This is a genomic window from Streptomyces sp. TSRI0107 (genome assembly GCF_001905845.1).
In the GTDB taxonomy this organism is placed as follows: domain Bacteria; phylum Actinomycetota; class Actinomycetes; order Streptomycetales; family Streptomycetaceae; genus Streptomyces.
The window spans coordinates 83,246-102,588 of sequence record NZ_LIVZ01000005.1 but is presented as its reverse complement, the minus strand read 5'-3'; the positions used below and the strand labels follow the sequence as shown (position 1 = coordinate 102,588).

At 71.5% G+C, this 19,343-nt stretch carries 23 protein-coding genes; 11 read left to right on the top strand and 12 right to left on the bottom strand.

All coding sequences use genetic code 11. The annotated features are described in order from the left end of the window. Positions 1-65: 65 nt before the first annotated feature. Together AMK31_RS14265 and AMK31_RS14260 are read right to left on the bottom strand one after the other, a co-directional pair. On the bottom strand, positions 66-1,922 hold the full coding sequence (locus tag AMK31_RS14265; protein ID WP_073940877.1) for a VMAP-C domain-containing protein: 1,857 nt from the start codon (positions 1,920-1,922) through the stop codon (positions 66-68). Next, positions 1,919-2,305, bottom strand: coding sequence for a CU044_2847 family protein (locus AMK31_RS14260; protein WP_073940876.1), 387 nt, complete (start codon positions 2,303-2,305; stop codon positions 1,919-1,921). The genes AMK31_RS14265 and AMK31_RS14260 overlap by 4 nt, the downstream gene beginning before the upstream one ends. A gap of 154 nt (positions 2,306-2,459) precedes the next feature. Here AMK31_RS14260 and AMK31_RS14255 point away from each other — a divergent pair, with 154 nt between their 5' ends. The 3 genes from AMK31_RS14255 (at position 2,460) to AMK31_RS14245 (ending at position 4,938) form a co-directional block, all read left to right on the top strand. Further along, positions 2,460-2,639, top strand: a complete 180-nt coding sequence (locus AMK31_RS14255) for a DUF6104 family protein (RefSeq protein WP_003992906.1) — start codon at positions 2,460-2,462, stop codon at positions 2,637-2,639. 171 nt (positions 2,640-2,810) lie between these two features. Continuing rightward, positions 2,811-3,779: a DUF4097 family beta strand repeat-containing protein gene (locus tag AMK31_RS14250; protein ID WP_073940875.1), complete on the top strand. Its 969-nt coding sequence runs from the start codon at positions 2,811-2,813 to the stop codon at positions 3,777-3,779. 1 nt (position 3,780) lies between these two features. Beyond that, the gene (locus tag AMK31_RS14245) at positions 3,781-4,938 is read left to right on the top strand and encodes a helix-turn-helix transcriptional regulator (RefSeq protein WP_073940874.1); all 1,158 of its coding nucleotides are present in this window, start codon (positions 3,781-3,783) and stop codon (positions 4,936-4,938) included. Between the two features lie 91 nt (positions 4,939-5,029). Here the strand turns inward: AMK31_RS14245 and AMK31_RS14240 are convergent, their stop codons facing one another. The 4 genes from AMK31_RS14240 to AMK31_RS14225 all read right to left on the bottom strand — a co-directional run bounded on the left by AMK31_RS14240 (position 5,030) and on the right by AMK31_RS14225 (position 8,390). Beyond that, the gene (locus AMK31_RS14240) at positions 5,030-5,596 is read right to left on the bottom strand and encodes a Clp protease N-terminal domain-containing protein (RefSeq protein ID WP_073940873.1); all 567 of its coding nucleotides are present in this window, start codon (positions 5,594-5,596) and stop codon (positions 5,030-5,032) included. A 3-nt stretch (positions 5,597-5,599) separates the two neighbouring features. Further along, entirely contained in the window at positions 5,600-5,809 is a 210-nt protein-coding gene (locus AMK31_RS14235) for an HTH domain-containing protein (protein WP_073940872.1), read from the bottom strand. 120 nt (positions 5,810-5,929) lie between these two features. Continuing rightward, positions 5,930-6,895 carry a zinc-binding dehydrogenase gene (locus AMK31_RS14230; RefSeq protein WP_073940871.1) on the bottom strand — a complete coding sequence of 322 codons (966 nt, stop codon included), beginning with the start codon at positions 6,893-6,895 and terminating at the stop codon, positions 5,930-5,932. Positions 6,896-7,166: 271 nt separating this feature from the next. Continuing rightward, on the bottom strand, positions 7,167-8,390 hold the full coding sequence (locus tag AMK31_RS14225; protein WP_073940870.1) for an NAD(P)-dependent malic enzyme: 1,224 nt from the start codon (positions 8,388-8,390) through the stop codon (positions 7,167-7,169). 548 nt (positions 8,391-8,938) lie between these two features. Between AMK31_RS14225 and AMK31_RS14220 the strand changes: the two genes are divergently transcribed. From AMK31_RS14220 to AMK31_RS14210, 3 genes are read left to right on the top strand one after another with little or no spacing between them, the layout of a single operon-like run. Continuing rightward, positions 8,939-9,907, top strand: a complete 969-nt coding sequence (locus AMK31_RS14220; protein ID WP_073940869.1) for an ABC transporter substrate-binding protein — start codon at positions 8,939-8,941, stop codon at positions 9,905-9,907. Positions 9,908-9,948: 41 nt separating this feature from the next. Then, on the top strand, positions 9,949-10,890 hold the full coding sequence (locus tag AMK31_RS14215) for an amino acid ABC transporter permease (RefSeq protein WP_073940868.1): 942 nt from the start codon (positions 9,949-9,951) through the stop codon (positions 10,888-10,890). Beyond that, positions 10,887-11,693 (top strand): amino acid ABC transporter ATP-binding protein, encoded by an 807-nt coding sequence (locus tag AMK31_RS14210; RefSeq protein WP_073940867.1) that lies wholly within the window; start codon positions 10,887-10,889, stop codon positions 11,691-11,693. The genes AMK31_RS14215 and AMK31_RS14210 overlap by 4 nt, the downstream gene beginning before the upstream one ends. A gap of 79 nt (positions 11,694-11,772) precedes the next feature. Here AMK31_RS14210 and AMK31_RS14205 read toward each other — a convergent pair whose 3' ends face one another. Continuing rightward, the gene (locus tag AMK31_RS14205; protein WP_073940866.1) at positions 11,773-12,543 is read right to left on the bottom strand and encodes a class I SAM-dependent methyltransferase; all 771 of its coding nucleotides are present in this window, start codon (positions 12,541-12,543) and stop codon (positions 11,773-11,775) included. Positions 12,544-12,646: 103 nt separating this feature from the next. Here AMK31_RS14205 and AMK31_RS14200 point away from each other — a divergent pair, with 103 nt between their 5' ends. Continuing rightward, positions 12,647-13,276: a CGNR zinc finger domain-containing protein gene (locus AMK31_RS14200; protein WP_073940865.1), complete on the top strand. Its 630-nt coding sequence runs from the start codon at positions 12,647-12,649 to the stop codon at positions 13,274-13,276. On the opposite strand, the gene sodX is transcribed toward AMK31_RS14200, so the two are convergent. Then, entirely contained in the window at positions 13,180-13,614 is a 435-nt protein-coding gene (gene sodX, locus AMK31_RS14195; protein ID WP_073940864.1) for a nickel-type superoxide dismutase maturation protease, read from the bottom strand. The two genes, AMK31_RS14200 and sodX, sit on opposite strands and share 97 nt — an antisense overlap. Positions 13,615-13,758: 144 nt before the next feature. On the opposite strand from sodX, the gene sodN reads away from it, so the two are divergent. Continuing rightward, positions 13,759-14,154 carry a superoxide dismutase, Ni gene (gene sodN / locus AMK31_RS14190; RefSeq protein ID WP_020136639.1) on the top strand — a complete coding sequence of 132 codons (396 nt, stop codon included), beginning with the start codon at positions 13,759-13,761 and terminating at the stop codon, positions 14,152-14,154. A 153-nt stretch (positions 14,155-14,307) separates the two neighbouring features. After that, positions 14,308-14,748 (top strand): hypothetical protein, encoded by a 441-nt coding sequence (locus AMK31_RS14185; protein WP_073940863.1) that lies wholly within the window; start codon positions 14,308-14,310, stop codon positions 14,746-14,748. Here the strand turns inward: AMK31_RS14185 and AMK31_RS14180 are convergent. After that, positions 14,735-15,163 (bottom strand): HIT family protein, encoded by a 429-nt coding sequence (locus AMK31_RS14180; protein WP_073940862.1) that lies wholly within the window; start codon positions 15,161-15,163, stop codon positions 14,735-14,737. The genes AMK31_RS14185 and AMK31_RS14180 overlap by 14 nt on opposite strands. Before the next feature lie 66 nt (positions 15,164-15,229). On the opposite strand from AMK31_RS14180, the gene AMK31_RS14175 reads away from it, so the two are divergent. After that, positions 15,230-15,973, top strand: coding sequence for a VOC family protein (locus AMK31_RS14175; protein ID WP_073940861.1), 744 nt, complete (start codon positions 15,230-15,232; stop codon positions 15,971-15,973). On the opposite strand, the gene AMK31_RS14170 is transcribed toward AMK31_RS14175, so the two are convergent. Both AMK31_RS14170 and AMK31_RS14160 read right to left on the bottom strand, forming a co-directional pair. Next, complete coding sequence (locus AMK31_RS14170; protein WP_073940860.1) at positions 15,970-16,398, bottom strand: YciI family protein; 429 nt, start codon at positions 16,396-16,398, stop codon at positions 15,970-15,972. The genes AMK31_RS14175 and AMK31_RS14170 overlap by 4 nt on opposite strands. A gap of 292 nt (positions 16,399-16,690) precedes the next feature. Continuing rightward, complete coding sequence (locus tag AMK31_RS14160; RefSeq protein ID WP_073940858.1) at positions 16,691-17,275, bottom strand: dihydrofolate reductase family protein; 585 nt, start codon at positions 17,273-17,275, stop codon at positions 16,691-16,693. A 129-nt stretch (positions 17,276-17,404) separates the two neighbouring features. On the opposite strand from AMK31_RS14160, the gene AMK31_RS14155 reads away from it, so the two are divergent. Continuing rightward, positions 17,405-17,995: a TetR/AcrR family transcriptional regulator gene (locus AMK31_RS14155; protein ID WP_073940857.1), complete on the top strand. Its 591-nt coding sequence runs from the start codon at positions 17,405-17,407 to the stop codon at positions 17,993-17,995. Positions 17,996-18,173: 178 nt separating this feature from the next. On the opposite strand, the gene AMK31_RS14150 is transcribed toward AMK31_RS14155, so the two are convergent. After that, the gene (locus AMK31_RS14150; RefSeq protein ID WP_241842649.1) at positions 18,174-19,340 is read right to left on the bottom strand and encodes a family 2 encapsulin nanocompartment cargo protein polyprenyl transferase; all 1,167 of its coding nucleotides are present in this window, start codon (positions 19,338-19,340) and stop codon (positions 18,174-18,176) included. Positions 19,341-19,343: the final 3 nt, after the last annotated feature.

The window sequence follows — 19,343 nt, the reverse complement described above, 5'->3', positions numbered from 1 at the left end:
GGGCGGCGGAAGCTCAGCGTGTTCGCACGAGCCGACCGCTCAGGGGCATCGGTCATGGGCGCCGCTCACGGGGAATCGAGGGGGGCCTCGCACAGCGGCAGCGGGCGGTCGGGGTCGTCGTACAGGAGTGCCAGGTGGTGCGCCCAGTCCGTGTCGCCGTACTGCTCGCGGCGCATGTACAGCTGCTCCGGCAGGGACGTGGCGCGTCCGGCGGACCCGAGCAGGTTGGCGGCGGTGCCGAACAGGTCGCCGCAGTCCGTCCCGCACGCGCGCGCGTGGTCGTTCCGCAGGCTCCACAGAGCGACGCCGTACCCCGCGCGGACGGCTTCCGCGAAGGGCCCCGTGTTCTGCTGCGGCGGGCGGCACAGCACCGGCACGGCGCCGGGCGGTGCCCCTTCCAGGGCCTCCTTGGCGTGTTCGGGCCACTGCACGGGAAGCGACTTGAGCCCGCCCTCGGCCATGCCGGTCCAGCGTTCCTTCCACACGGACGTGGGCTCGCCGCGGCGTTTGAGGCAGCGCAGCACGACCGGCCGACGGGCGCCCAGCGGCCATCGGTGGGCGTGCAGACCGAAGTGCTCGACGGGCACGGCGAGTTCGAGCCGGGTCCGGCGAGCCTCCGTGTCGAGTTGCCCGAAGGCCTGGCCGAGCGGTCCGTCCAGGACGTCGGGCAGTGTGCTGAGCGGGGCGCCCTCGTCGGCGCCGTCCTCGTCGAGGACCCGCGCGCTGCCGGGGCCGGCGGGCCAGGACCAGACCCGCCAGTGGAAACGGTCACCGGGCCGGTAGAGGTCCGGTTCCAGCTCCACGGCGACGACGGGCCCCGGATCGTCGTCCGGGGCCCACCCGGCGAGGGCCGCGGCCGCGTCCGTGCGGTCTCTCAGCAGTGCCTTGAGGTAAGGGGGCAGTTTCCGGACGCGCTTCTTCACCCAGTGCTCCACCTCCGCGGCGGCATCCGGGGCCCGGCCCCGGCAGGTGTGGGCGACGGCCTTGAGATAGTGCAACGCGATGATCTCGGCGCCGTCCGGCTGGTCGTGGAACCAGCCCTGCCCGTCGCGCCAGTCGACCGGGGCCAGATCGTCCTCCCAGAGCGGCTCGATGCCGAGCACCAGGGCGACGGTCCGCTGGACCTGCCCCGGGGAGGCGGGGCGAGGCAGAGCGGCCAGCAGTGCCGCCGCCTCGGCGCTGTCCCGCGGACCCCAGGAGCGCTCGCCTCCGCGGCAGACGTCGGTCTGCGTCCGGACCCAGGACAGGCCGCCCGGGGCGGTTCGGTGCCAGCGGTCGTGGGCGCGGATCAGCTCGGCGTACGGATCGGCTCGCAGGCCGGTCTCGCCGCCCACGGCGCGTGCCTCGCGGAAACCGCGCAGGGCGGTCACGGCGACGGCCAGCCCCCCGTCCTTGTGGGCCCTGCGCGCCTTGACGACGCCGGCGACGACCCCGTTGTCCCGGTCCAGCAGCGGGCCGCCGGAGGCGCCGTGCGGGATCTCCACCTGGGCTGCGACCGTCAGCCCGTACGACCCGTCCCTGCCGTTGCACTCGCTGTACCCGGTCCACCGCTGGGGGCGCCCGCCCTGCGGGGTGCGCCAGCCGAGGGCCGTGACCCGGTGGGGGGTGTCGTAGCGGTCGGTGAGCCGCACGCACGCGTGCACCGGTACCGGATCCAGGAGGCGGACGAGGACGAGGTCCTCGTCGGGGTCGGTGCCGCCCCCGAGCCAGTAGGCGAGCCGTGCGGGGGCGTCCAGCTGGTGGCCCTGCACACGCAGCGGGCCGACCGCTTCGGCGCCGCTCGCGAGGGGCAGGACGTGCGCGCAGGTCAGCACCCACCCGGGGGCCACGAAGAAGCCGCTGCCCCAGAGGTCGTCCGGCCTGTCGTACGGGCCGATCCGCACGGTGGCCCGGGTCGCCAGCTGCTCCAGTCTCACGGTCATGCGGGGGTGGGGTCCCCGGCATCCGCGACGGCGTCCGCGACGGTGTCGCGGTTCCAGGTGAGGGTGATCGACAGAGCCGCCTTGGCCTCGCCGTCGGCGAGCAGGGCGACGGCCTTGCCCGGCTTCATCGCCAGCTCGACGCCGAAGGTGGCGCTGACCTCGTCGGGGCGTACGGCACGGGCGGCGCGCAGCACGGCCCCGCCGACGCCGCCGACCAGTTCGTTCAGCTGATCGATCCTGGCGGCCAGGTGATCGAGGGCTCCGACGTCCTCGTACGCGAACTCGTCGTCGCCCGGCGGCAGTTCCTCCGGCGTGAGCACACTGACCCGGGCGAGCACCTTCTCGCCGCCGGGAAGTTCGATCTCCTGGATCCTGCGTTCCACTCGTCCCGCCCCCCGTACGCTCCCGGCAGGCTCCCATTGTGCCCGCGCACGCCCGCGCGGGGAGGGGTTTCGGGGCAGTGGGAGGCAGGTTCCCCGGCCGCATAACCTGGAGGGGTACGACCCAGGCCACAGGCCCAGCCCCAGGAGAGCACCCGTGTACTTCACCGACCGAGGCATCGAGGAACTCGAGAAGCGGCGCGGCGAGGAGGAGGTCACCTTCGAGTGGCTCGCCGAGCAGTTGCGGACGTTCGTCGATCTGAACCCCGACTTCGAGGTGCCGGTGGAACGGCTGGCGACGTGGCTGGCGCGGCTGGACGACGAGGACGACGAGTAGATCGTCGGTGTGACATGCGAGAAGGGGCGCCCCCGGGGCGCCCCTTCTCGCATGTCCGGGTCCCCCGGACGAGTGTCTTGACTTTCCGTAGCCGCGATATATCGTGAATCGGGTAAGACGCGATATGGCGTGTCACGGTGCGCCCGGGGTGGCGTCGAGGAGGTCTGCACCATGTCCGAGTGGTCCGTCGCGGAGCCGGGGAAGCTCACCTTCGACGAGCCCGTGAGCGAGCTCCAGGTCCGCATCGTCAATGGAACGGTGAACGTGGTCGGGACGGACGAGGGTTCCGCCCGCCTGGAGGTCTCCGAGATCGACGGCCCGCCCCTGGTGGTGACCCAGCGGGACGGCACACTGACCGTGGCCTACGAGGACCTGCCCTGGAAGGGCTTCACGACGTGGCTCGACCCCAAGGGCTGGCGGCGCAGCGCCGTGGTCTCCCTGGCCGTTCCGGCGGGGACACGCGTCGAGGTGGGCGCGGTCACCGCCGCCGCCGTGGTCTCCGGCGTCGACGGACAGGTCGAGGTGAAGGGCGTCTCCGGGGACACGACCCTGGTCGGGCTCGCGGGGCCGGTCCGCGCGGACACCGTCTCGGGCCATCTGGAGGCCCAGGCCCTCACCGGCGATCTGCGCTTCAACTCCGTCTCCGGGGACCTGACCGTCGTCGAGACGGGGTCCTCCGTACGGGCCGACTCGGTCAGCGGCTCGATGATCGTCGACCTCGACCCGGCGAGCCGCCCCACCGACATCAGCCTCACCAGCGTCTCCGGCGAGATCGCCATCCGCCTGCCGCAGCCGGCGGACGCGCGGGTGGAGGCCAACACGGCCAGCGGGACCGTCTCCAACGCCTTCGAGGATCTGAGGGTCACCGGGCGGTGGGGCGCCAAGCGCATCACCGGCCGCCTCGGCGCGGGCAACGGCCGCCTGAAAGCGACCACCGTCTCCGGCTCCATCGCCCTGCTGCGCAGGCCCCCCGGGGAGACGGAGCCCTGGGACGCGCCGGAGCGGGACGCCCGGACCGGGACCGGGGCAGGGGGCGGCCCGGGGGACAATGCCGCTTCCGGCCCGGGCGAGGACACATCCCCGACCAGCGCGCCGACCAGCGCCCCGGCCGACGGCACGACCGACAAGAAGGTGCTCTGACATGCCCCCCGTCTTCGCCCATGGCCGCCTCCGCCTCTATCTGCTGAAGCTGCTCGACGAGGCCCCGCGCCACGGCTACGAGGTGATCCGCCTCCTGGAGGAACGCTTCCAGGGGCTGTACGCGCCGTCGGCCGGCACGGTGTACCCGCGCCTGGCCAAGCTGGAGAGCGAGGGCCTGGTCACCCACACCACCGAGGGCGGCCGCAAGGTATACGCCATCACCGACGCGGGCCGCGCCGAGCTGGCCGAGCGCAGCGGTGAACTGGCCGACCTGGAGATGGAGATCCGGGAGTCGGTCGCCGAGCTCGCGGCGGAGATCCGGGCCGACGTGCGGGGCGCGGCCGGTGATCTGCGGCGCGAGATGCGGGCCGCCGCGGCCGGCCAGGCCCAGCGGGGCGCCGGGACCGCCGAGGGCGGTCCCGGGGACTTCGGGGAGGCCGTCGACAAGGAGGCCTGGCGCGCGGCCAAGGAGGAGATGCGGCGCGTCAAGCAGGAGTGGAAGGAGCAGGCCCGGCGGGCGAAGGACGAGAGCCGCAGGGCCCGCGAGGAGGCCCAGCGCGCGCGGCGCCAGGCGAAGGAGGCGCAGGAGCGGGCGCGGGCGCAGGCCCAGGAGGAGATGCAGCGCATCGCGCAGCGGGTCCAGGACCGGGTGCAGGACCACTTCTCGCGGGGCGACTGGCCGACGGGGCTGCGGGAAGGGCTGACGGAACTGGCCAAGGAGTTCGGCGAGTTCGGGAAGGACTTCGGCAAGGAGTTCGGCAAGGACCTGGGCTTCGGCCGGGCCAACGGGACGAAGACGGCTCCGGAACGGGAGCACCCCGGGGCTCCGGAGCGGGAGTACCCCGCGCCCCCGGAGCGGGACCACCCCCCGGCCACGGAGCGGGCGTACTCCACGCAGCCGGAGTACTCCCCGACGCCGGAGGAGTTCCCGGCCGGCTACGAGCCGTCCTGGGCCCATGAGCCCCCCACCGGTGACCCCGCCCGCGACCTGGACCGTCTCCTGGACCGCTTCCGTGACGACATCCGCGACACGGCCCGCGACCACGGTGTCAGCCCGGATCAACTCCGCGACGCCCGCCGTCACTTGTCCGCGGCGGCGGCACACATCGGCGCGTTGCTGCGGGCTCCCGAAGCACCCAGGACACCCAAGGCGCCCTAGGCGCCCTATACGCCCTATACGCCCTATGCGCCCTATGCGCCCTATGCGCCCAACGCCTAGGGGGCGGCTGGGTGGCTGTCACCCCGCGCTGTCACCCCGCCTTCGCCTCTCCCCCGCCGTCCAGCACCCGGGTCACCGATTCATAGGTGACGCCATGGCCGGCCAGCACCTCCGCGGCGACGCCCGGGCGCGCGGTCAGGGCGAGCAGGAGGTGCTGGTCGCCGATGGAGCGGTCACGGCGGGCGAGGGCGACGCGGAGGGACTTCTCCAGTACGTCCTTCGCATCTCGCCCGAAGGCGGGGCGACCGCCGCCCCACCACGCCTTGTCCTTCGCCGACCCGGACATCGCGCCGACGCCGTGCGCCTCCTCCACCCGGGCCACGATCTCCGCCACGTCGATCCCCAGCCCGGCGAGCGCCTCGGTCTCGGCCTGGGACAGCCCGGCCCGGCGCCGGGCCTCGGCCAGCGCCCGGACCACCGACTCCCGGCGGTCCGCCGCTCCCAGCACCGTCAGCACGAAGGAGCCCCGGCTCGCCTCCCGGTCGAGCAGCGCGAGCAGCAGATGCCCGGCGTCGACGGTCCCCGCCCGCTCGCGCTCGGCGTGGACGAAGGCTCCCTTCACCACCTCGCGGGCGTCCTTGGTGAACCGCTCGAACATCGTTCATCGCCTCCCGTACTTCTTGTGCACGGCCTGCTTGCTGACTCCGAGTTCCGCGGCGATCTCCTGCCACGACCAGTCCTGGTTGCGCGCGTTGCGCACCTGGACTGCCTCCAACTGCTCCAGCAGCCGGCGCAGGGCGGCGACGGCCCGCAGTCCGATCCGCGGATCGCGGTCGCCCGCGCGCTCGGCCAGATCCGTTGCTTCGGTCATGGCGTCAACGTAGGTTGACGCGAGGCGTCCGTCAACCCCAGTTGACGAGACCGGTGCGAAAAACGGCCGGCCCGGGAACCGGACCGGCCGTCAGTCGCGGGCCGTCCGCCCGCGCCGCACTCAGGAGTTGGTCAGCACGATCTTGCCGAACTGATCGCCCGCCGCCAGCCGCTCGAACCCCTCGCGGGCCCGGTCCATCGGCAGCACCTCGTCGATCACCGGCCGCACACCCGTGGCCGCGCAGAACGCCAGCAGGTCCTCCAGCTCGTCCTTGGTGCCCATGGTCGAACCGACCACCTTCAGCTCCAGGAAGAAGATCCGCGTCAGCTCGGCGTGCGAGGGCCGGTCGCCGCTGGTGGCACCGGAGATGACCAGCGTGCCGCCGGGGCGCAGCGACTTCACCGAGTGCGACCAGGTCGCGGCGCCCACCGTCTCGATCACCGCGTCCACCCGCTGCGGCAGCCGCGCCCCCGACTCCAGCGCCTCCACCGCGCCGAGTTCCAGCGCCCGCTTCCGCTTGGCCTCGTCCCGGCTGGTCGCGAAGACCCGCAGCCCGGCCGCCTTGCCGAGCACGATGGCGGCCGTGGCGACCCCGCCGCCCGCGCCCTGCACCAGCACCGAGTCACCGGGACGCACCCCGGCGTTGGTGAACAGCATCCGGTACGCCGTCAGCCAGGCGGTCGGCAGGCAGGCGGCCTCCTCGAAGGACAGTTCCTTCGGCTTGGGCAGGATGTTCCAGGTCGGCACGGCGACCTGCTCGGCGAACGTGCCCTGGTAGCGCTCGGTGAGGATGGAGCGCGGCTCCTTCGGGCCGACGCCGTGGCCGGTCTGGCCGATGACGGAGTGCAGGACGACCTCGTTGCCGTCCTCGTCGACGCCGGCGGCGTCACAGCCGAGGATCATCGGCAGCCGGTCCTCGGGGAGGCCGACCCCGCGCAGGGACCAGAGGTCGTGGTGGTTGAGGGAGGCGGCCTTGACATTGACGACACTCCAGCCGGGACGGGCCTCGGGGGCGGGTCGCTCCCCCAACTCCAGGCCGGTGAGCGGCTGGTCGCGGTCGATTCGGGCGGCGTAGACAGCGAACATGGGGGCGACGATAGGCGGCGGGCCCGGCCGACGGAACAACACCGCGCTGTGAGACACACCCTCTTGCGCGCCGGACGCACCTGCGCAGAGCCGCACGACCACCCCCGCCCGCCCAGGCGCCGCGGCCACACCCGCGGCCGCACCCACGGCCGCACCCCCACCCGCACGCACTCGAACAGTCGAACGTCAGGGCAGCAAAATGGCCCCGCCCGTTCGGGCAGGGCCATTCGGCTCAACGCGGCTCGCTCAGCGGGCCGTGTTCATCTCGGCGTCACCGCCGGGCCACACCCTCCGCCCGAGCCGCCGCGGCCACCGCAGCCGTCACGGCCGGGGCGACCCGCTCGTCGAACGGGGAGGGGATGACGTAGTCGGGGGCGAGGTCGTCCCCGACGACCGCGGCCAGCGCCTCGGCCGCCGCGATCTTCATGCCCTCGGTGATCCGGGAGGCCCGCACCTGGAGCGCACCGGCGAAGATGCCGGGGAACGCCAGCACGTTGTTGATCTGGTTCGGGAAGTCCGACCGGCCGGTGGCCACGACCGCCGCGTACTTGTGCGCGACGTCCGGGTGCACCTCGGGGTTCGGGTTCGCCATGGCGAACACGAAGGCACCCTCGGCCATGGAGGCGACCGCCTCCTCCGGGACCGTACCGCCGGAGACACCGATGAAGACGTCGGCGCCCGCCAGCGCCTGCTCCAGCGACCCGCTCAGCCCGGCCTTGTTGGTGATCTCGGCCAGCTCGCGCTTGACGTCCGTCAGGTCCGCGCGGTCGCGGGAGACGACGCCCTTGCGGTCGGTCACCGAGACGTCCCCGATGCCCGCCTCGATCAGCATCTTGGCGATCGCGACACCGGCCGCACCGGCGCCCGAGATGACCGCGCGCAGGTCGCCGAGCTCACGCCCGGAGAGCTTCGCCGCGTTGCGCAGCGCCGCGAGGGTCACGACCGCCGTGCCGTGCTGGTCGTCGTGGAAGATCGGGATGTCGAGCTGCTCCTGGAGCCGGCGCTCGATCTCGAAACACCGGGGGGCCGAGATGTCCTCCAGGTTCACACCGCCGAAGGACGGCGCGAGCCGCACCACGGTCTCGACGATCTCGTCGACGTCGGTGCAGGCCAGAGCGATCGGCACCGCGTCGACGCCGCCGAACTGCTTGAAGAGGATGGCCTTGCCTTCCATGACCGGAAGGGAGGCCTCGGGTCCGATGTCGCCGAGCCCGAGCACGGCCGTACCGTCCGTCACGACGGCCACGACCGACGACTTCCAGGTGTAGTCGTGGACGAGCTCGGGCTGCTCGGCGATCGCGGTGCACACTTTCGCGACGCCGGGCGTGTAAGCCAGGGACAGGTCGTCCTTGTCGCGGACCGGCACGGTGGCCTGCACAGCCATCTTGCCGCCGCGGTGCAGCGCGAAAGCCGGATCGAAGGAGTCGAGGGGCTCCGCACCGCCCTCCTGGTCCGTATGGGTCTCGCTGCGAGGATTGACGATCTCCGCTGCCACTTCGTTTTACCCCTTAAGTGTTCATGGTTTGAGGGTTGTCCACTCCTGGTGAGGAATGGGCGGGCACCGCGCATGACCCATTCGTGATGCCGTACGGGCACATACGCGACGGGCGCGCCGCACACGCGCCCTGCCCCGGATGAGGGGTGTAAAGAACCTTCTTACCGGACAGAGGGCGTCGCCGACGAGTCCATAACGCGAAGGTCACATGCCGGTGACATGACTCATAGCTGAATATGGGGACAAGGGCCCGGCAAACCCTTGACAAGCGCTCAAGCGCTAACAAAAGCCAGGTATCGAGCATCCGCATGGTGAGACGCACCGAAGATCTTCCGGCCGGAAGGAAGGATTCCCGCAGAAGGTGCGGCCGTGTTGTCCGGAGTGATGCGGTTCGGGGGTCGCCCGTTATCCGATTTTGACATGGCGAGCCGCCTGAATGGCTCAGTCCGAATGGCAAGATGCCGTAATCACACGAGGTCGCGACACCCGAAGGTGTGTGTTCTCGTCGACCCATCGGCAACTCCACCCATCCGCCGGAGGAACCCACCATGACCGCAAGCTCCACCCGTCGTCCGACCGCCGCGCGTTCCCGGCTAGCCGCGGTCGGTGCGATCGCGGTCGCCGGCGCCCTGATGCTCACCGGCTGCGGTGACCAGACGGAGAACGGCGGCGGCTCGGACAGCACGGACGCCGCGACGAAGACCGTCGAGGCTCCGCTGGCCGACCGGCTGCCCAAGGAGATCCGCGACAAGGGCATCATCAAGGTCGGTTCGGACATCGCGTACGCACCGGTCGAGTTCAAGGACGACTCCGGCAAGACGGTCGGTATCGACCCGGACATAGCCGCCGCCATGGGCAAGCAGCTCGGCGTCGAGTTCCAGTTCGAGAACGGCACCTTCGACACCCTGATCACCGGTCTGCGCTCGGGGCGCTACGACATCGCCATGTCCGCGATGACCGACACCAAGGACCGCCAGGAGGGCATCGACTCCGAGAGCGGCAAGAAGGTCGGCGAGGGCGTCGACTTCGTCGACTACCTGACGGCCGGTGTCTCGATCTACACCAAGAAGGGCGACGACCAGGGCATCGAGACCTGGGCCGACCTGTGCGGCAAGAAGCTCGTGGTGCAGCGCGGCACGGTCTCCGAGGACCTGGCCAAGGCCGAGGCCGAGAAGTGCCCGAAGAACAAGAAGCTCTCCATCGAGGCCTTCGACAACGACCAGCAGGCCCAGACCCGCCTGCGCGGCGGCGGCGCCGACGCCGGCTCCTCCGACTTCCCGGTCGCCGCGTACGCCGTGACGACGTCCGGCGGCGGCAAGGACTTCCAGCTGGTCGGCGAGCAGGTCGAGGCCGCGCCGTACGGCATCGCGGTCGCCAAGAACGACACGCAGCTGCGTGACGCCCTCAAGGCTGCGCTGGACGCGATCATCGCGAACGGTGAGTACGAGAAGATCCTCAAGGAATGGGGCGTCGAGGACGGCGCCGTCAAGGAAGCCGTCGTCAACGGCGGCAAGTGACCGCGCGGCCACCGCACTGCGGGCACTGAAAGGCAACACCCGTGACTGTTGACATCGACAAGACGACGGGTCCGGCCGGCACTCCGCCGGCCGGTCCGGAGGCCATCAAGGCCATCCCGGTCCGTCACTACGGGCGGTACGTCTCCGCCGTCGTCGCGCTCGCGCTGTTCGGCGCGGTCGTGTACGCGTTCTCCCAGGGCAGGATCAACTGGGGCGCGATCCCCGACTACTTCTTCGACGACCGTGTTCTCAGCGGCGTCGGCAAAACGCTTCTGCTGACCGTCCTGTCCATGGCGATCGGCATCGTCGGCGGCATCCTGCTCGCCGTCATGCGCCTGTCGAAGAACCCGGTGACCTCCACCATCGCGTGGTTCTACATCTGGTTCTTCCGCGGTACGCCGGTCCTGGTGCAGCTCGTGGTCTGGTTCAACCTGGGCCTGGTCTTCGAGTACATCAACCTGGGTCCGGTCTACAAGGACGAGTGGTCGGACTTCATGACCCCGTTCCTGACCGCGCTGCTCGGCCTCGGCCTGAACGAGGCCGCGTACATGGCCGAGATCTGCCGCGCCGGTCTGCTCGCGGTCGACGAGGGCCAGACCGAGGCCGCGCACGCCCTGGGCATGAGCCACTCCAAGACCCTGCGCCGGATCGTGATCCCGCAGGCGATGCGGGTGATCGTGCCGCCGACGGGCAACGAGGTCATCAACATGCTGAAGACGACCTCGCTGGTCTCGGTCGTCCAGTACTCCGAGTTGTTCCGCGTCGCCCAGGACATCGGCCAGACCTCCGGTGCCCCGGCCGAGATGCTGTTCCTCGCCGCGGCCTGGTACCTGCTGCTGACCTCGGTCTTCAGCGTCGGCCAGTACTACCTTGAGCGTTACTACGCCAAGGGAGCCACCCGCCAGCTGCCGCCCACGCCGTGGCAGAAGGTCAAGGCCAACCTGCTGTCCCTGTCCCGTCCGAAGGGAGGCGCGGCCGCATGACCGACAAGACGAGCAAGACGGACGAGCCCTCGAAGCACTCCACCGTCCCGATGGTCAAGGCCGAGGGCGTCCACAAGAGCTACGGCCCGGTCGAGGTCCTGAAGGGCATCGACCTGGAGGTCAAGCAGGGTGAGGTGTTCTGCCTCATCGGCCCCTCCGGCTCCGGCAAGTCGACCTTCCTGCGGTGCATCAACCACCTGGAGAAGATCAACGCCGGGCGGCTGTACGTCGACGGGGAGCTGGTCGGCTACCGCCAGAAGGGCGACAAGCTGTACGAGCTCAAGGACAGCGAGGTCGCGCTGAAGCGCCGGGACATCGGCATGGTCTTCCAGCGCTTCAACCTGTTCCCGCACATGACGGCCGCCGAGAACGTCATCGAGGCGCCGGTGCAGGTCAAGGGCGTGAGCCGGGGCCAGGCCAAGGAGCGCGCGATGCAGCTCCTGGAGCGCGTGGGCCTGGCCGACAAGGCCGGGAACTACCCCTCGCAGCTCTCCGGCGGCCAGCAGCAGCGGGTGGCCATCGCCCGGGCGCTGGCGATGGAACCGAAGCTGATGCTGTTCGACGAGCCGACGTCGGCGCTGGACCCGGAGCTGGTCGGTGACGTCCTCGACGTCATGCGCGACCTGGCCGAGTCCGGTATGACGATGGTGGTCGTCACCCACGAGATGGGCTTCGCCCGCGAGGTCGGCGACAGCCTGGTCTTCATGGACGGCGGTGTGGTGGTCGAGTCCGGCAACCCGCGCGACGTCCTGACCGACCCGCAGCACGAGCGGACGAAGGCGTTCCTGTCCAAGGTGCTGTAAGCGGTAAGTGCTGTAAGCGGTACACACGACGGCGAGGGGCGGTACGGGATCTTCCGTACCGCCCCTCGGCGCGTGTGCCCTACTTGAGCGCGAGCAGCAGCGTGTCGGACGGCGAGCACCACACCGGGCGGGCCTCGCCGAAGCCCTTCTCGCGCAGGACGCTCGCGTGCCACGCGGCGGACGGCGCGTCGCCCTCGGCGTGCTCGCCGTAGATCTCGAAGCGGCGGGCGGTGGGTTCGGCGAGCACCGGGTCCTTCGCGGCGACCTGCCACCACTCGGCCCAGTCGAGGGCGCCGCCCTCCTTCGCCGCGTCCATGCGGGCGTGGCGCTGGGCGCGCTCGGCGGCGTTGATCCTGGGCGTGCTGTCGTCGATCATGTGGTCCGCGTTCATGAAGACACCGCCGTCGCGGACCAGCTCCGCGACCTGACCGTAGAGGGCCGCGAGGGGTTCGCTGTGCAGCCAGTGCAGGGCGGTCGCGGTGAGGACGGCGTCGTAGGAGTCGTGCGGCAGCTTCGCCGGCCAGTCCGGGTCCTTGAGGTCGGCCCTGACCAGGGTGACCCGGTCGTCGCCGGCGAAGGTGCCCTCGGCGATGGCGAGGAGGGCCGGGTCGAGGTCGACGCCGGTGCTGGTGGCCTCGGGGAAGCGGGCGAGGAGCCGCGCGGTGATGGTGCCGGTGCCGCAGGCGAGGTCGAGCACGCGAGGGGCCCGGCCGACCAGTGCCTCGACCATGTCGAGCATGATCCGGAAGCGGTCCTCGCGGTCGGGCATGTACCACTCCTGCTGGCGGTCCCAGCTGTCCTGCCAGGCCTGCCAGTCGGTGCCCGTGCCCGTGATGCCCGTGTCCGTCATCGTCGTCGCCCTCCCTGACGTACGCATGCGTAATACCCTGGAAGCACGATCGTCTGTTACCCGACCGCACCACGACCATAGAGCGCCCCCGTAAGGACTACAAGTGGAACTGGCCTATTACTCGGATTACGCCGTACGTCTCGTCAACAGCGAGGAACCGGCCCGGGGCAAGGACTCGCTGACCTCCGTCGAGGCCGTCCGCGACCTGTTCGGCGGCAACCAGTCGGCGGCCCGGCGCGCCACCGAGGCCGACGTCACCCGCTTCCGCTCGGTACGGTCCCGGCTGCGCGCGGTCTTCGAGGCGGCCGACGGGGGCGACGAGACCCTGGCGGTGGACCTGCTGAACTCACTGCTGCTGGAGTTCCCGGTCAGCCCGCAGATCTCCGGGCACGACTACCGCGACGACGACGGCCGCCCGCTGTGGCACATGCACCTCGCCGACCACCCGTCCAACGTCACCGCCGGCTACGCGGCCATCGCCGCGATGGGCCTGGCCTTCCACCTCACCGAGTACGGCGTGGACCGCCTGGGCCTGTGCGAGGCCGCGCCCTGCCGCAACGCCTACCTCGACACCTCCACCAACCGCTCCCGGCGCTACTGCTCCGACCGCTGCGCCACCCGGGCGAACGTGGCCGCCTACCGCGCGCGCAAGCGCCTGGAGGCCGACCGGTCGCAGAAGACGGGCCTGGCCGCCGACACCGCCCAGCGCAGCACCGCCAGCGGCGAACGCTGATCCGGCTTGCGCGGCCGGTACCGGAAGCGCACCCGGCCCAGCACCAGCTCGTGCGGGACGGTGCCGTAGTCGGTGCTGTCGCCGCCCGCGTACGCGTTGTCCCCGAGCACCCACCAGCCGCCCTCGCGGCGCTCCGCGGCCCGCTTCACCACCAGCAGGTCCTGCTGGAACGGATGGCGCAGGACGACCACGTCACCGGGCCGGATCCGGGCGCCGTAGTGCACCACGAGCCGGTCCCCGTGGAGGAGGGTGGGCACCATCGACGGCCCGGTCACCTCCGCCAGCCCGAAGGGGGCCACCGCCCCCCTCCGCTCGGTCTCCTGCGACAGCTCCCGCATCCCGGCACCTCCCCGGTTCGATCCTCCACCAGTCTCAGTCTGACCCCGGACTTTTGTCCTAAGCCCAAGGGGGCACTCGCGAAAACCGGTCCCTCAGGGAGTAATGTCCCCCCTGAGAAGACGATCACGAGGAAGGAATGCTCCATGCTTTCCCGCCTGTTTGCCCCCAAGGTCAAGGTCAGCGCGCACTGCGACCTGCCCTGCGGTGTGTACGACCCGGCCCAGGCCCGCATCGAGGCGGAGTCGGTGAAGGCCGTCCAGGAGAAGATGGCCGCCAACGACGACCCGCACTTCCAGGCGCGTGCCACGGTCATCAAGGAGCAGCGCGCGGAGCTCGCGAAGCACCACGTCTCCGTGCTCTGGAGCGACTACTTCAAGCCCCCGCACTTCGAGAAGTACCCCGAGCTGCACCAGCTGGTCAACGACACCCTGAAGGCCCTCTCGGCCGCCAAGGCGTCGACCGACCCGGCGACCGGCCAGAAGGCGCTGGACTACATCGCCCAGATCGACAAGATCTTCTGGGAGACCAAGAAGGCCTGACCCAGGCTCTGCCCCCACGACCCGCGATCGGTGCACCATCGCAGGTCACCGGGCCACCCGAGGGGGCCGGTCGGGACACCGACCGGCCCCCTCGGCGTTCGCTAGCATCGAACGGCGGGGGCGAACCGGCGCCCGGGACGGGGGACTTCACACGTGACCGCCTTGAACGACGGTGTCGGCACCGGCCGGGAACCGCTGGACGCCGACCGGGTCAAGCACCTGGAGTTCATCCAGGCGACCATCGCCCGGCTGGGCACCAACTCGTTCCTCGTCAAGGGCTGGGCACTCACACTGGGCGCGGGCTTTCTCGCCCTGTCGGCCAGTCAGAAGAGCTGGACGGTGGCCGGCGCCGGGGTGGTGCCGCTGCTCTGCTTCTGGTTCCTCGACGCGCACTTCCTGCGTCAGGAACGGCTCTACCGGCGGCTGTACGACGCCGCGCGCCGCGCGGACAGCACGGTCGAGGTGCTGTCCATGGACGTGCGCCCGTTCCGCCCGGACGCGCCGCTGCGCCGCGCCGTCCTGTCCGACACCCTCTCCCTGTTCTACGGCGCGCTGCTCGTCGCCGACCTGGGGCTCGCCGTCATCCTGAGATGAGGCCGGCGGTTCTCAGCCGCCCCGCCAGCACGTCCAGGGCCGACTCGTCGCGGGGGGCCTCGCGCGGTGGCCAGAAGTCGCCCATCGGGTCGCCGGAGTGACGCGGCACCAGATGGACATGGGTGTGGAAGACCGTCTGGGTGGCGGCCCGTCCGGCCGAATTGATGACGTTCATGCCCTCGGGGGCGAGCACCGAGCGCAGGATCCCGCCGACCGTCAGCACGGCATCCATCAGCCGCGCCACCTCCTCTTCGGCCATCTCCCACAGGTCCGCCGAGTGGACCCGGGGCACCACCAGGGTGTGCCCCCAGGTGGCCGGGGTCACCGGGAAGAACGCGAGCGTATGGGCGTCCTCGTGGACGACACGTGCCCGGGTGGGGTCGGCGACGATGGCGCAGAAGGGGCAGGGTTCCATCGGGTGCTCTCTCTCGTCTGAAAAAACGTGCGGGGCCGCGCGAGGGTTCCTTCTACGATCACGCGCATGACCATCCGCTGGACGTACGCCTTCATCGACCGCCCCGCCGCCGTCCTCGGCCGGGCCCAGGAGTTCTGGACGGCCGTCACGGACACCCGGCTCTCCGCGCCGCGCGGCGACAAGGACGAGTTCGCCACGCTGCTGCCGGGTGGCGGCGCCGACGCCTGTGTGAAGGTACAGGGCGTGGACTCGGGGGACGGCGGCGCCCATCTCGATTTCGCCGTGGACGACGTGGCGGAGTTCGTCGCGGACGCGCTGCGGCTGGGGGCGCGGACCGTCGCGGAGCACGACGGGTGGGCCGTCCTGCGGTCACCGGCCGGACAGCTGTTCTGCGCCGTGCCCTGGCAGGGCGAGTCGGTCCGGCCGCCCGTGGTGCGGGGCAGCCGCCTCGACCAGGTGTGCGTCGACATCCCGCCGTCGCGCTACGACGCCGAGGTCGCCTTCTGGAGCGGACTGCTGGCCGGCTGGTCGTCCCGCCCGGGGTCGCTGCCGGAGTTCCACGTGGTGGTGCCGCCGGCCGGCCTGCCCGTGCGGGTGCTGCTCCAGCGCCTGGGCACCGAGCGGCCGGCCTCCGCCCACCTCGACCTGGCCTGCGCCGACCTCGGGAAGACGGCCGCGGAACACGAACGCCTCGGCGCGGTCCACCTGTCCGGCGGCTCGCACTGGACGGTGCTGCGGGACCCGGCGGGCGGCACGTACTGCCTCACCGGCCGGGACCCGGAGACGGGCGGACTGCCGGGTAAGGCCTAGGGGGTGTCGGTCGAGGTCTCGTCCGTGTCCTCCATGACGGGCCGGATCACCACCGGCAGGTCGGCGACTCCGTCCGGGCCGGGGCAGCGGGTGACGCGTTCGGCGATCTCGGTGACCCGTTCCAGGCTCGCGCAGTCCAGAAGCCAGTAGCCGGCCGGCAGCACCTCGACCAGGTCGTACGGATCGTCCTTGATCACCGTACGGCCCCCCGCGCCCCGGGTGACCAGCCGGATCCGGGCGGGTTCGGCCAGCCCCTGCGCGTCGACCAGCTCCCCGGTCTCGGCCAGCTCGGCGTTGATCGCGCCCATGTAGGCGTACATCGCCTTCAGCTCGTCCTCGGACCACACCGGGGCATACTCGGACGCCTGGCCGCGCATGCCCTCGTAGTCCGCCTGGGTGCCCTGCACGACGACCAGGTACTTCATACGTCCGCTCCTCGCTTCAGGGTTTCTTGGCGTGTCCGGTGTGCTGCGTCCGCTCGGCGGCGCGTCCGTGCCGCTCCTCGGCGGCGTCGGAGCCTTCCGCGGCGTACGCCTGACACCTCGGGTTCCGGCATGGACCCGCCACCCAGGTCGGTACCCACGCGCCCAGCGTCTTGTGGCGCCGGACCAACGTTTCGACGGGCTGTCCACAGGCGGGACAGGCGCGTTTGTCGCTGTCCATGTCCTCAGGGTAGGACGGCCGACGCCTCCGCGCCCCTCGCCGTACGCCCGCCCCTCACCGCTTCCTGGTGTACGTCCGCACCAGCGTTCCGTTGCCGAAGGCGCGCACGGAATCCAGGGCGAAGTCGGTGACGGCGAAGCCGGAGCCGAACATCGGCATGCCGGAGCCGAGCACGAGGGGGTAGGTCTTGACGACGATCTCGTCGATCTCGTCGATCAGCTCACCGGCGATCCGCGAGCCGCCGCAGAGGTAGATGCCGAGCGGGCCGTCCTCCGCCTTCAGCTCGCGGACCTTGCCGACCAGGTCGTCGGAGACGATCTCGACGTTCGGGTCCGGGGACTCGGCGAGGGTGCGGGAGGCGACGTACTCCCGCAGGTGGGCGTACGGGCTGGTGATGCCCTCCTTCAGGGCCAGCTCGTAGCTGGCGCGGCCCTGGATCAGGGTGTCGAACCGCTTGTTCGGCAGGTCGTCCATGCCGAGGAGACGGCGGCCGTGGGTGGGCAGGGTCTCCGGATACTCCTCCTTCAGGAACGCCAGGAACTCCTCGTCGACGAAACGGAACATGGACGAGGCGTCGCCTGCCGGGTCGCCGATGAAACCGTCGATGGAGCAGGCGATGAAGTAGGTGAGCTTTCGCAAGTCGGCCTCTGTTTCGTAGGCTGCGATGACCGTGTTACCACTCCAGTTGTAGTACTTTGCTTGTAGTGGTTGCAAGGGTGTTTCGGGAACGGACGCAAGACGGACGCAAGTGAGAGAAGAGGTTCCGACATGGCCAGCAACCCGGAGCGCCGCGCCGCCCTGGTGGACGCCGGTGTCGAGGTGCTCGCCCGCGAGGGCGCGCGCGGGCTCACGTTCCGCGCGGTGGACGCCGAGGCCGGGGTGCCGGTGGGCACCGCCTCCAACTACTTCGCCGGACGCGACGACCTGCTGCGGCAGATCGACGCCCGGGTGCATACCCGGCTGGCGCCGGACCCGCGGGTCCTGAGCGGGCTGATGCGGGCGCCGAAGGACCGCGCGCTGGTCACGGCCCTCATGCACGACCTGATGGCCCGGGCCGTGCGCGACCGCACGGGCTGGCTGGCCCTGCTGGAACTGCGCCTCGAAGCCACCCGGCGCCCGGAACTGCGGGAGTCCTACACGAAGTCGGTCCGGGAGCAACTGCTGTACGGCATGGAGTTCCACCGGGACGCGGGACTGCCGGGCGGCGACGAGACGGTCGTCGTGCTCTACCTGGCCATGCTCGGGCTGATTCTGGAGCACGTCACGCTGCCGGGCGTGCTCGACGGCGTCCTGTCCGGAACGGAGGTCCCGGACGGGCTGGTCGAGCGGATCGTGGCAGCCGTCGTGCCCGCCCGGTAGTCGGCGTCCGGCAACGCCCCGGGGATGTGCGGGACCCCGCCTTCCCGCCTTCCCGCCTTCCCGCCTTCCGGGCCGAAGCCCCCGGCGGCCGTGCGGCGTCAGGAGCCGCACGGCGCCGGGGGCTTCGGGGTCCTGCCCGGGTGCCGGCGTGGCCGGTCGCCGGCGTGACGGGAGCGGTTCAGGTCGTACGGCGGGTGACGAACTCGGCGAGGGCCAGGAGGCCGCCGGCCGCCTCCGGCTCCGGGACGGCACGGGCCAGTTCCTGCATCGCCCGGGCCATGTGGTCCGCCGCCTGGACCTGGGCCCAGTCCCGGCCGCCGGCCCGCTCCACCGCGAGCACGGTCGGGTCCAGGTCACCGCCGTCGTACGGCACCTCGTACAGCGCGGCGAGCTCCGCCGCCGCCGGGGTGCCGGAGGCCAGCGCGGCCACCACCGGCAGGGACTTCTTGCGGGCCGCGAGATCCGCGCCGGCCGGCTTCCCGGTGTGGCTCGGATCGCCCCATATGCCGATGACGTCGTCGATCAGCTGGAAGGCGAGCCCGGCCTCCCGGCCGAACGCGTCCAGCGCCTCGACGTCCCCGGCGGGTGCTCCCGCGTACAGCGCGCCCAGCGCACAGGCGCAGCCCAGCAGCGCCCCGGTCTTGGCCTCGGCCATGACCAGCACCTCGTCCAGGCCGACATCGGCGGGTCCGCGTCGCTCCATCGCGGTGTCGGCGTGCTGGCCCTCGCAGAGCTCGATCACGCAATCCGCCAGCCTGGCCGCGGCGGGCGCCGACGCGGGGTGCGGATCCTTGGCGAGCAGCCGCAGGGCCAGCGCCTGAAGGGCGTCGCCCGCCAGGATGGCGTCGGCGTCACCGAACACCGTCCACGCGGTGGGGCGGTGCCGGCGGGTGGTGTCCCGGTCCATCACGTCGTCGTGCAGCAGCGTGAAGTTGTGCACCAGCTCCACCGCCGCGGCCGCCCGAACCGCCGCCGCCTGGGCGCCGGGGCCGCCGAGCGCGGCAGCCGCGGCCAGCACCAGCGCCGGCCGGATCGCCTTGCCCGCGTTGCCCGCCGCCGGAGTGCCGTCCGCGTGCTCCCAGCCGAAGTGGTAGCGCGCGACCCTGCGCATCGCACCCGGCAACGACTCGACCGCCGCGCGCAGTTCGGGGTCGACGCAGGCCCGGGTGCGTTCCAGGATCACCGCCGCCTCGTGGCCGTCCGGCCGGCCCGGCCGGCCGTCGGTGCCGGTGTCCGTGCGGGCGTCGCCGTCCGCGCCGGTGTCCGTGCCGGTCGCGACGGGACTCCGTCCAGCTCGTCGCGGGCCGGCGAGGGGCTGTTCGGCCCGTGTCAGGGACTCGGTCACGGC

What these genes read in the sequence shown, in the direction of transcription:
- AMK31_RS14265 (WP_073940877.1), bottom strand. Translation starts at nt 1,922, where the DNA reads ATGACCGTGAGACTGGAGCAGCTGGCGACCCGGGCCACCGTGCGGATC.
- AMK31_RS14250 (WP_073940875.1), top strand. Translation starts at nt 2,811, where the DNA reads ATGTCCGAGTGGTCCGTCGCGGAGCCGGGGAAGCTCACCTTCGACGAG.
- AMK31_RS14245 (WP_073940874.1), top strand. Translation starts at nt 3,781, where the DNA reads ATGCCCCCCGTCTTCGCCCATGGCCGCCTCCGCCTCTATCTGCTGAAG.
- AMK31_RS14240 (WP_073940873.1), bottom strand. Translation starts at nt 5,596, where the DNA reads ATGTTCGAGCGGTTCACCAAGGACGCCCGCGAGGTGGTGAAGGGAGCC.
- AMK31_RS14235 (WP_073940872.1), bottom strand. Translation starts at nt 5,809, where the DNA reads ATGACCGAAGCAACGGATCTGGCCGAGCGCGCGGGCGACCGCGATCCG.
- AMK31_RS14230 (WP_073940871.1), bottom strand. Translation starts at nt 6,895, where the DNA reads ATGTTCGCTGTCTACGCCGCCCGAATCGACCGCGACCAGCCGCTCACC.
- AMK31_RS14220 (WP_073940869.1), top strand. Translation starts at nt 8,939, where the DNA reads ATGACCGCAAGCTCCACCCGTCGTCCGACCGCCGCGCGTTCCCGGCTA.
- AMK31_RS14210 (WP_073940867.1), top strand. Translation starts at nt 10,887, where the DNA reads ATGACCGACAAGACGAGCAAGACGGACGAGCCCTCGAAGCACTCCACC.
- AMK31_RS14205 (WP_073940866.1), bottom strand. Translation starts at nt 12,543, where the DNA reads ATGACGGACACGGGCATCACGGGCACGGGCACCGACTGGCAGGCCTGG.
- sodX (WP_073940864.1), bottom strand. Translation starts at nt 13,614, where the DNA reads ATGCGGGAGCTGTCGCAGGAGACCGAGCGGAGGGGGGCGGTGGCCCCC.
- sodN (WP_020136639.1), top strand. Translation starts at nt 13,759, where the DNA reads ATGCTTTCCCGCCTGTTTGCCCCCAAGGTCAAGGTCAGCGCGCACTGC.
- AMK31_RS14180 (WP_073940862.1), bottom strand. Translation starts at nt 15,163, where the DNA reads ATGGAACCCTGCCCCTTCTGCGCCATCGTCGCCGACCCCACCCGGGCA.
- AMK31_RS14175 (WP_073940861.1), top strand. Translation starts at nt 15,230, where the DNA reads ATGACCATCCGCTGGACGTACGCCTTCATCGACCGCCCCGCCGCCGTC.
- AMK31_RS14170 (WP_073940860.1), bottom strand. Translation starts at nt 16,398, where the DNA reads ATGAAGTACCTGGTCGTCGTGCAGGGCACCCAGGCGGACTACGAGGGC.
- AMK31_RS14155 (WP_073940857.1), top strand. Translation starts at nt 17,405, where the DNA reads ATGGCCAGCAACCCGGAGCGCCGCGCCGCCCTGGTGGACGCCGGTGTC.